The following is an 8,268-nucleotide window of genomic DNA, read 5'->3' as shown; positions in this document are numbered from 1 at the left end:
CCGGGGCGGCCCCCCCGCCCCGACAGCGACACCGGCCAGTACGGGAGCGGGCGGCCGGCGACCACCGGCCGGTACGCAGCGGACCCGTTCGAGCCCCGGCAGCCGGAGACCACCGGGCAGTTCCCGCGTCCCGAGGGCGACACCGGGCAGTACGACACCGGCGAGTTCCCGCGTCCCGACGCCGGCACCGGGGAGTACGACACCGGCCGGTTCCCGCGTCCCGAGGGCGACCGGCCGGCGGCCGGCGGCGCCCCCGCCGGTGGCGACGTGCTCGGCGGGGCGGACGCCGGCCCCGGGGACGGCCGTACGCCGATCTTCGACACCATCGAGTCCAACTGGTTCAGCCACCCGGCCTCGGCAGCCGCCGGCGTGCCGCCGCGGACCGACCGCGCCGACGCACCGCCGCTGCCGCGCCGCGGGGCCGAGCAGGAGAGTGCGGCACCCGCCGCGGGGCCGGCCGGCGGCGCCCGCGATGCCGCGCCGGCGCCGGCCGACGCCACGGCGCAGTGGCGTACCTCGCCGAACGACGAGACGTGGCGGCAGGCGGAGCAGATACGCCAGCCCGCCTCGGGCGGCGTGACCACGTCCGGACTGCCCCGCCGGGTCCCGCGCGCGAACCTCGTCGCGGGCACCGCCCAGCAGCAGTCGCCCCAGAGCGGTCCGCAGGTCTCGCGCGCGCCCAGTGATGTGCGCGGGCGGCTGACCAACCTCCGCCGGGGTATCCAGCAGGGCCGGCAGGCCGGGACGTCGTCCACCGGCACCCACGGCATTGTCGATCCCACTCACCAGCAGGAGCGTTAGTTGAGTCCGATGAGCCAGGCGGCGCAGAACCTGAACTGGTTGATCACCAACTTCGTGGACAACACCCCCGGGGTGTCCCACACGGTGGTGGTCTCCGCGGACGGACTGCTCCTCGCCATGTCCGAGGGCTTCCCCCGCGACCGCGCCGACCAGTTGGCGGCGGTGGCCTCGGGGCTGACCTCGCTGACCTCCGGCGCTTCCCGCATCTTCGAGGGCGGCAGCGTCAACCAGACCGTGGTGGAGATGGAGCGCGGGTTCCTCTTCATCATGTCCGTGTCCGACGGATCGTCGCTGGCCGTACTGGCGCACCCCGAGTGCGACATCGGCCTCGTCGGTTACGAGATGGCCCTGCTGGTCGACCGCGCGGGCACCGTCCTGACGCCCGACCTGCGGGCAGAACTGCAGGGCAGCCTGCTGAACTGAGTCGGTGCGTCGTCCGCAGCGCCGCACCGCACCCGGTAACCCCTCAACCATTCGTTGCCGCACCCCCCACCGGCCCAACCCGACGACAGTCCGCTGTCCCGTCCGGAGGACCCATGACACCGCCACCCGCCACTTCCGGCCCGTACGGCGCCTACAGCTCAGCGCCGTACGGGAGCGAAGGTGACCAGCCGCTGGTGCGCCCCTACGCCATGACCGGAGGCCGGACCCGGCCCCGCTACCAGCTCGCCATCGAGGCGCTGGTGAGCACCACCGCCGACCCGTCCCAGCTGCCCGGTCTGCTGCCGGAGCACCAGCGGATCTGCCACCTGTGCCGCGAGGTCAAGTCGGTGGCCGAGGTCTCCGCGCTGCTGCACATCCCGCTGGGGGTGGCGCGGATCCTGGTGGCGGACCTGGCCGAGGCCGGGATGGTGGCGATCCACCAGCCGGGCGGCAGCGGCGAGGCGGGCGGAACCCCGGACGTGACCCTGCTGGAGAGGGTGCTCAGTGGACTTCGCAAGCTCTGACGGCGGCTTCGGGGCGAGCCCGGCCCGCACCACGACCTCCGCGAAGATCGTGGTGGCGGGCGGCTTCGGCGTGGGCAAGACCACCTTCGTCGGGGCCGTCTCGGAGATCAACCCGCTGCGCACGGAGGCCGTGATGACCTCGGCCTCCGCGGGGATCGACGATCTGAGCCACGTCCAGGACAAGACCACGACGACCGTGGCGATGGACTTCGGCCGGATCACCCTGGACCAGGACCTGATCCTGTACCTCTTCGGTACGCCGGGCCAGGACCGCTTCTGGTTCATGTGGGACGACCTGGTCCGCGGCGCGATCGGCGCGGTCGTCCTGGTCGACACCCGGCGGCTCGCCGACTGCTTCCCGGCCGTCGACTACTTCGAGAACAGCGGACTGCCGTTCGTCATCGCCCTCAACGGCTTCGACGGATACCAGCCGTACACGCCCGACGAGGTCCGCGAGGCGCTCCAGATCGGCCCGGGGACGCCGATCATCACCACCGACGCCCGGCACCGCGCGGAGGCCAAGAGCGCGCTCATCACGCTCGTGGAGCACGCGCTGATGGCCCGGCTCCAGTAGCCGCCGCCGACGGCCCGCGCGTCATCTGGCGCGGGCCGTACGGCAGTTGTCATCCGGGGGCGTCATCGGGGGCCATGAAGCCTGCCCTGGCGCCGTTCCGTTCACGGAGCGGCGATCTGTGTCCTTCGACACGCCCACAAACTGGCTTCATAACGTTTCGACAGAGAATCAGGTCGCTTTCGACACCGCACGCGCATGCCCGGCTTCGCTGCGCTCACATTTCTCCCGCCTTTTGCCGCGCCTCGCCCTTAACGCCCCTTTTATCTCGCGTTCTTCGGTAACTGCTCCGGCTTTGCTCAGTGTTTGGAACGCACCGCCCTGACGTGCTGAAATTCGCTGAACTCCGGAGTAGTAACGCCCAGAAGAAACGGCACAGCAATACGGTGCCGGCGCCGAGAGGTTGTTGGTCGAGTGAGGCGAAGCACGTCGAGCCCCGAGCCGCAGGAACCGCGGCGGGGCAACTTCACCCCGCCACCCCGCAGTGGTGACGCACCGGCTTCCGACGCGTCCGAGAACCCGGTCGCGAAGCCTCCGGTCAGCGGCGGGAAGTACTCCCCGCGCAACTGGCGGGTGGCCACTCGGCTGAACGCCATTCTGCTGATCCCGGTACTCCTCGCCCTCATATTGGGCATCCTGCGCGTGAAGGGATCTGTCGGTACCTGGCAGGACGCGCAGGACGCGGAGAACACCGCGAAACTCGTTCGCTCCGCGCTTTCCTACAGCAACGCACTGATCGACGAGCGGGACCGCACCGCGGCGCCGCTGCTGAAGGGCAAGAAGGACGACCCGGTCGTCCAGGAGGCGCGGGACGCCACCGACGCCGCCGCGAAGCAGTTCCACGAGGCCGCCAAGTCGATGCCCGACAAGCCGGGCCTCAAGCGCCGGCTGGCGCTGTTCGAGAAGACCGAGCCCAAGCTGGCGCAGCTGCGGCAGGTCGCCTTCACCGCCAAGCTCCAGGGCGTGCAGACCGAAGAGGGCTACGTCGCGGTCCAGCACCCGCTCATGGAGTTCGCCAACGAACTGGGCCTGGGCACCGGCAACATCACCTCCTACGGGCGCACCGTCTACGCCATCTCGCTGGCGAAGGCCGCCGAGTCGCTGGAGCGCTCGATCGGCACCCACCTGCTGGTCGACCCGGCCTCCCCGCAGGGCGGCAAGGAGCACAAGGCGCAGCTGACCGCGTTCGCGTCGTACCGCTACCTGGAGGGCATCGCCGTCGGCGAGTACACCTCCGGCGGTACGCCCGAGGACGTCACGCGGCTCCAGAAGGACGCCGCGGCGCTCCAGCAGTCGGCCCAGCAGCAGATCGCACGGGCAAAGGAGCAGGCCCAGGCCGCGGGCCAGACGTTCCACACCCCGCCGTCGATGGACCAGATGTCGACGCTCATCGCGTCCGGCGCGGCGCCGGAGACGCTGGCCGCGCAGGGCGTCACCTCCGACGCCTACTTCCGGGCCGCCACCGGCAAGTTCGACATGTACCGGTCCATCGAGAAGGACCTGGCGGACAAGGCGGTGAACGAGGCGGCGCAGATCTCCTCGGACGCCAAACAGTCCACCTTCGTCGACTCCGGCATCGTGCTGGCCTCCCTGATCGCCGCGTTCCTGGTGGCCGGGATGATGGCCCGCCGGATGAGCCGCAACATGCGGGAGCTGCGCAACGCGGCCTTCGGCGTGGCCGAGCAGCGGCTGCCGATGCTGGTCGACCAGCTCTCCCGTACGGACCCGGGCCGGGTCGACACCCGGGTGACGCCGATCCCGATCTCCACCACGGACGAGATCGGCGAGGTCGCCCGCGCCTTCGACCAGGTGCACCGCGAGGCGGTCCGGCTGGCCGCCGAGCAGGCGCTGCTGCGGGGCAACGTCAACGCGATCTTCACCAACCTCTCCAGCCGCAACCAGGGCCTGATCGAGCGCCAGTTGGAGCTGATCACCAACCTGGAGAACAACGAGGCGGACCCGGACCAGCTGGAGAACCTCTTCCGGCTCGACCACCTCGCGACGCGTATGCGCCGCAACGGCGAGAACCTCCTGATCCTCGCGGGCGAGGAGCCGGGCCGCCGCTGGAACCAGCCGGTGCCGCTGATCGACGTGCTGCGGGCCGCGACGTCCGAGGTCGAGTCGTACGAGCGCATCGAGCTGAGCGGGGTCCCCGAGAGCGAGATCCACGGCACCGCCGTGACCGACCTCATCCACCTGCTGTCCGAGCTGCTGGAGAACGCCACCACGTTCTCCTCCCCGCAGACCAAGGTGAAGGTGGCCGCGACCCGGCTGCCGGACGGCCGGATCATGATCGAGATCCACGACAAGGGCATCGGGCTGACCCCCGAGGACTTCGCGGACATCAACCACAAGCTGGCGAACCCGCCGAACGTGGACGCCGCGATCTCCCAGCGGATGGGCCTGTTCGTGGTCGGCCGGCTGTCCGACCGGCACGGGATCCGGGTCCAGCTGCGTCCCTCGGGCGAGCAGGCCGGCACCACGTCGCTGGTGATGCTGCCGGAGGCGATCACCCACGGCGGTGGCGGCGAGGACCAGTTCGACGAGACCTTCACCGTCTCCCGGATCGTCCCCGAGCACCAGCACACGCCGTACGAGAACGACCAGCGCACCGCGGCCGACCTGGGCTTCGACGACAGCTCGTACGGTCCCGCCGACGGGGCGACCGGGCTGGACCCGGTGGGCCGCTCGCTGTTCCGCGAGGAGCGCCGCGCGGCGCTGGAGGCCCAGGCGGCCGGCGGGCAGCCGGCCGGCGGCCAGGACGACGGCCGGCCGCTGTTCCGCGACGAGGTGCCGGGCGCCCACCAGGGCCACTCCGAGCCGGGTCACCCGGCGCCGGGCCACTCCGAGCCGGCCTACCCGGCGCCCGGCTACCCCGAGCCGGCCTATCCGGAGCCGGCCTATCCGGAGGCGGCCTATCCGGAGCCGGCCCATCCGGAGGCCGGTCAGCCGCTCTACGACGACCGCTCCCACGGCCGCCAGGCGTTCGGCGAGCCGGACCCGGCACAGACCACCGGCCGGAACCCCTTCCTCGCACCGGAGTTCCCCGCACCGGAGCCGGGCCCGGCGGGCGAGTGGTCCGAACGCGCCATGTACGACGGCCACTTCGGATCCGAAGCGGAATCTGACCGGAATCCACCTGCCGCTCCCGCAGATGCGCCTGAGCGCGTAACATTCGAGCGTCCCGGCCCTACCGCGAGCGTGATCCACTCGCTGACCGACGCCGGCCTTCCGCGCCGCGGAGGCGGCTCCCCGCAGGCTCAGCAGCGGACCGAACCGGAGACCGGGCAGGACGACGGCTCTGTCTGGCGCAGCGCCAACGACGAGCGCTGGCAACGGGCGGAGCGACTGCGCCAGCCGACGGCGGGCGGGGTCACCGCATCCGGCCTTCCCCGGCGGGTGCCCAAGGCCAACCTGGTCGAGGGCATCGCGGAGCAGACCGCGCAGGGCGGCCCCCAGGTCTCCCGCGCCCCGGAGGACGTCCGCGGCAGGTTGAGCAATCTGCGCCGCGGTGTCCAGCAGGGACGCAGCGCCGGCATGGATCCCTCGTCGGGGGTCCCCCAGAATGACCAACAGGGCTTCGGCCCCGGCAGCACCTACGATCAGGAGCGTTAGTGTGAGCCCGATGAGCCAGGCGGCGCAGAACCTGAACTGGTTGATCACCAACTTCGTGGACAACACCCCCGGGGTGTCCCATACGGTCGTGGTCTCCGCGGACGGTCTCCTCCTCGCCATGTCCGAGGGCTTCCCTCGGGACCGAGCAGATCAGTTGGCGGCGGTGGCCTCCGGCCTGACGTCGCTGACCTCCGGCGCTTCCCGCATCTTCGAGGGCGGCAGCGTCAACCAGACCGTGGTGGAGATGGAGCGCGGGTTCCTCTTCATCATGTCCGTGTCCGACGGATCGTCGCTGGCCGTACTGGCGCACCCCGAGTGCGACATCGGCCTCGTCGGTTACGAGATGGCCCTGCTGGTCGACCGCGCGGGCACCGTCCTGACGCCCGACCTGCGCGCAGAACTGCAGGGCAGCCTTCTCAACTAGCAGACAGGCAGTGCGTTTCCCGCCACCGCGCCATAGGGTTCGGTGGCGCGACCGGCGTCAGACAGGCAAGTTGGAGGAGGAGACGTGGCAACGCCCCCGAGCGGCTACCCGTACGGTTCCGGACAGGAGTCCGGTCCGCAGGGCGACACCCATCACAACCGCTTCAACTTCCCGTCTGCGCCGAGCCGCAGGCCGCAGCGGCCCCAGCCGCCGCAGCCGCCGCAGCGCGCCCCTCAGCAGCCCGGCCCGTACGGTTCCCGGCCCGCCGGACCCGCACCGTACGAACCCTCGCCGTACGACCAGCCGCAGGCACCGCGCATCCAGCCGGTGCAGCCCCACCGGCCGGCGCCCGAGCCGGCCCCCACGGGCTCGAACAACCCGCTCGTGCGGCCGTACGCGATGACCGGGGGCCGGACCCGGCCGCGCTACCAGCTCGCCATCGAGGCGCTGGTCAGCACGACCGCCGAGCCCGCCAAGCTGCAGGGGCAGTTGCCGGAGCACCAGCGCATCTGCCACCTCTGCCGCGAGATCAAATCAGTGGCCGAGATCTCGGCCCTCCTCTCCATCCCCCTCGGCGTCGCCCGGATCCTCGTCGCCGACCTGGCGGAGGCCGGACTCGTCGCCATCCATCAGCCCGGCGGGGACGAGACCGCCGGCGGACAGCCAGATGTGACACTGCTCGAAAGGGTGCTCAGTGGACTTCGCAAGCTCTAGCGGTGCAGCCCGCTCCACCACCTCCGCGAAGATCGTGGTGGCGGGCGGCTTCGGCGTGGGCAAGACCACGTTCGTCGGGGCCGTCTCAGAGATCAATCCGCTGCGTACCGAAGCCGTGATGACCTCCGCCTCCGCGGGGATCGACGACCTCACGCACGCGCCGGACAAGACGACCACGACCGTGGCGATGGACTTCGGCCGGATCACCCTGGACCAGGACCTGATCCTGTACCTCTTCGGTACGCCGGGCCAGGACCGCTTCTGGTTCATGTGGGACGACCTGGTCCGCGGCGCGATCGGCGCGGTCGTCCTGGTCGACACCCGGCGGCTCGCCGACTGCTTCCCGGCCGTCGACTACTTCGAGAACAGCGGACTGCCGTTCGTCATCGCCCTCAACGGCTTCGACGGGCACCAGCCCTACACGCCCGACGAGGTCCGCGAGGCGCTCCAGATCGGCCCGGACGCACCGATCATCACCACCGACGCCCGGCACCGCAGCGAGGCCAAGAGCGCGCTCATCACGCTCGTGGAGCACGCCCTGATGGCCCGCCTGCGCTGACGGCACCGGGCCATTCCGCCCCGGCCCCGTCGGACGCGTTGGACGCGTTGGACGCGTCCTACGGCACCGGTCGCGCCGCGCCCCCGTGCCCGGCGTATCCGCCGTACGACGAAAGGCCCCCGCACACCTGCCGGATGCGGGGGCCTTCGTCGTGCCGGGGTGCGTCGGGGGCTCGGCGCAGCGTGCCGCCCACGGCCGTACGGAGCGGCGCGAGCGAGACCGCCCCGGCGTCCGGGTGGCCGTGGCCGAGCGCCCCCATCCGGGCCGCGCGCCCGCGGGCCGGGGTGAGGCGGGCGCTCTCGGCGGCGAGCCCGGGTGGCCGCCGCCGCGGCGGCCGGCTCGCCACGTCGTCCGTCACCGGCACCGTACGGGCCGCGATGCCCTCGGCGGCGGGCGGCCGGGCCGAAGTGCATGGCGTCGCCTGCGTAGTTGCCATGGCCGGGCAGGCTGCCGGCGCCGCCGTGCGCGGCCCGCGCGGTGCGGTGGACCTGCTCGGCGCCGGGGCCGGCGAAGACGTCGCCGATCACGGCGGCGTCGGCGAGCCCGGGGCCGACCGGCCCGGCGAAGGCGGGGTAGCAGCCGGAGCCGCCGCCGATGACGAGTGCGACCTTGCCGGGGCGGGGCGCGTGCCGGCCGA

The 8,268-nt window shown here is 72.0% G+C and carries 7 protein-coding genes and 2 pseudogenes; 8 read left to right on the top strand and 1 reads right to left on the bottom strand.

The window, feature by feature from the left end; all coding sequences use genetic code 11:
* The 8 genes and pseudogenes from RZ84_RS41710 to RZ84_RS25555 all read left to right on the top strand — a co-directional run.
* Positions 1–801, top strand: a pseudogene (locus tag RZ84_RS41710) (histidine kinase); the annotation flags it as partial.
* A gap of 9 nt (positions 802–810) precedes the next feature.
* Positions 811–1,224: a roadblock/LC7 domain-containing protein gene (locus RZ84_RS25585; RefSeq protein WP_018087204.1), complete on the top strand. Its 414-nt coding sequence runs from the start codon at positions 811–813 to the stop codon at positions 1,222–1,224.
* Between the two features lie 113 nt (positions 1,225–1,337).
* Entirely contained in the window at positions 1,338–1,748 is a 411-nt protein-coding gene (locus RZ84_RS25580) for a DUF742 domain-containing protein (protein WP_016576235.1), read from the top strand.
* Entirely contained in the window at positions 1,729–2,322 is a 594-nt protein-coding gene (locus tag RZ84_RS25575; RefSeq protein ID WP_043266268.1) for a GTP-binding protein, read from the top strand. The genes RZ84_RS25580 and RZ84_RS25575 overlap by 20 nt, the downstream gene beginning before the upstream one ends.
* 411 nt (positions 2,323–2,733) lie before the next feature.
* Positions 2,734–5,934, top strand: coding sequence for a nitrate- and nitrite sensing domain-containing protein (locus tag RZ84_RS25570; protein ID WP_043266267.1), 3,201 nt, complete (start codon positions 2,734–2,736; stop codon positions 5,932–5,934).
* A gap of 10 nt (positions 5,935–5,944) precedes the next feature.
* Complete coding sequence (locus RZ84_RS25565) at positions 5,945–6,358, top strand: roadblock/LC7 domain-containing protein (protein WP_018087204.1); 414 nt, start codon at positions 5,945–5,947, stop codon at positions 6,356–6,358.
* An 84-nt stretch (positions 6,359–6,442) separates the two neighbouring features.
* Positions 6,443–7,072 carry a DUF742 domain-containing protein gene (locus RZ84_RS25560; protein WP_043266266.1) on the top strand — a complete coding sequence of 210 codons (630 nt, stop codon included), beginning with the start codon at positions 6,443–6,445 and terminating at the stop codon, positions 7,070–7,072.
* Positions 7,053–7,631 carry a GTP-binding protein gene (locus RZ84_RS25555; RefSeq protein ID WP_073447656.1) on the top strand — a complete coding sequence of 193 codons (579 nt, stop codon included), beginning with the start codon at positions 7,053–7,055 and terminating at the stop codon, positions 7,629–7,631. The genes RZ84_RS25560 and RZ84_RS25555 overlap by 20 nt, the downstream gene beginning before the upstream one ends.
* A 331-nt stretch (positions 7,632–7,962) precedes the next feature.
* Here RZ84_RS25555 and RZ84_RS37065 read toward each other — a convergent pair.
* Positions 7,963–8,248, bottom strand: a pseudogene (locus RZ84_RS37065) (dihydroxyacetone kinase subunit DhaK); the annotation flags it as partial.
* Positions 8,249–8,268 lie beyond the last annotated feature (20 nt).

Source organism: Streptomyces sp. CT34 (assembly GCF_000805335.1).
In the GTDB taxonomy this organism is placed as follows: Bacteria; Actinomycetota; Actinomycetes; order Streptomycetales; family Streptomycetaceae; genus Streptomyces.
Note: the sequence above shows the minus strand (reverse complement) of the source record. Positions and strands in the feature narration are given on the sequence as shown.

What these genes read in the sequence shown, in the direction of transcription:
- RZ84_RS25580 (WP_016576235.1), top strand. Translation starts at nt 1,338, where the DNA reads ATGACACCGCCACCCGCCACTTCCGGCCCGTACGGCGCCTACAGCTCA.
- RZ84_RS25565 (WP_018087204.1), top strand. Translation starts at nt 5,945, where the DNA reads ATGAGCCAGGCGGCGCAGAACCTGAACTGGTTGATCACCAACTTCGTG.
- RZ84_RS25585 (WP_018087204.1), top strand. Translation starts at nt 811, where the DNA reads ATGAGCCAGGCGGCGCAGAACCTGAACTGGTTGATCACCAACTTCGTG.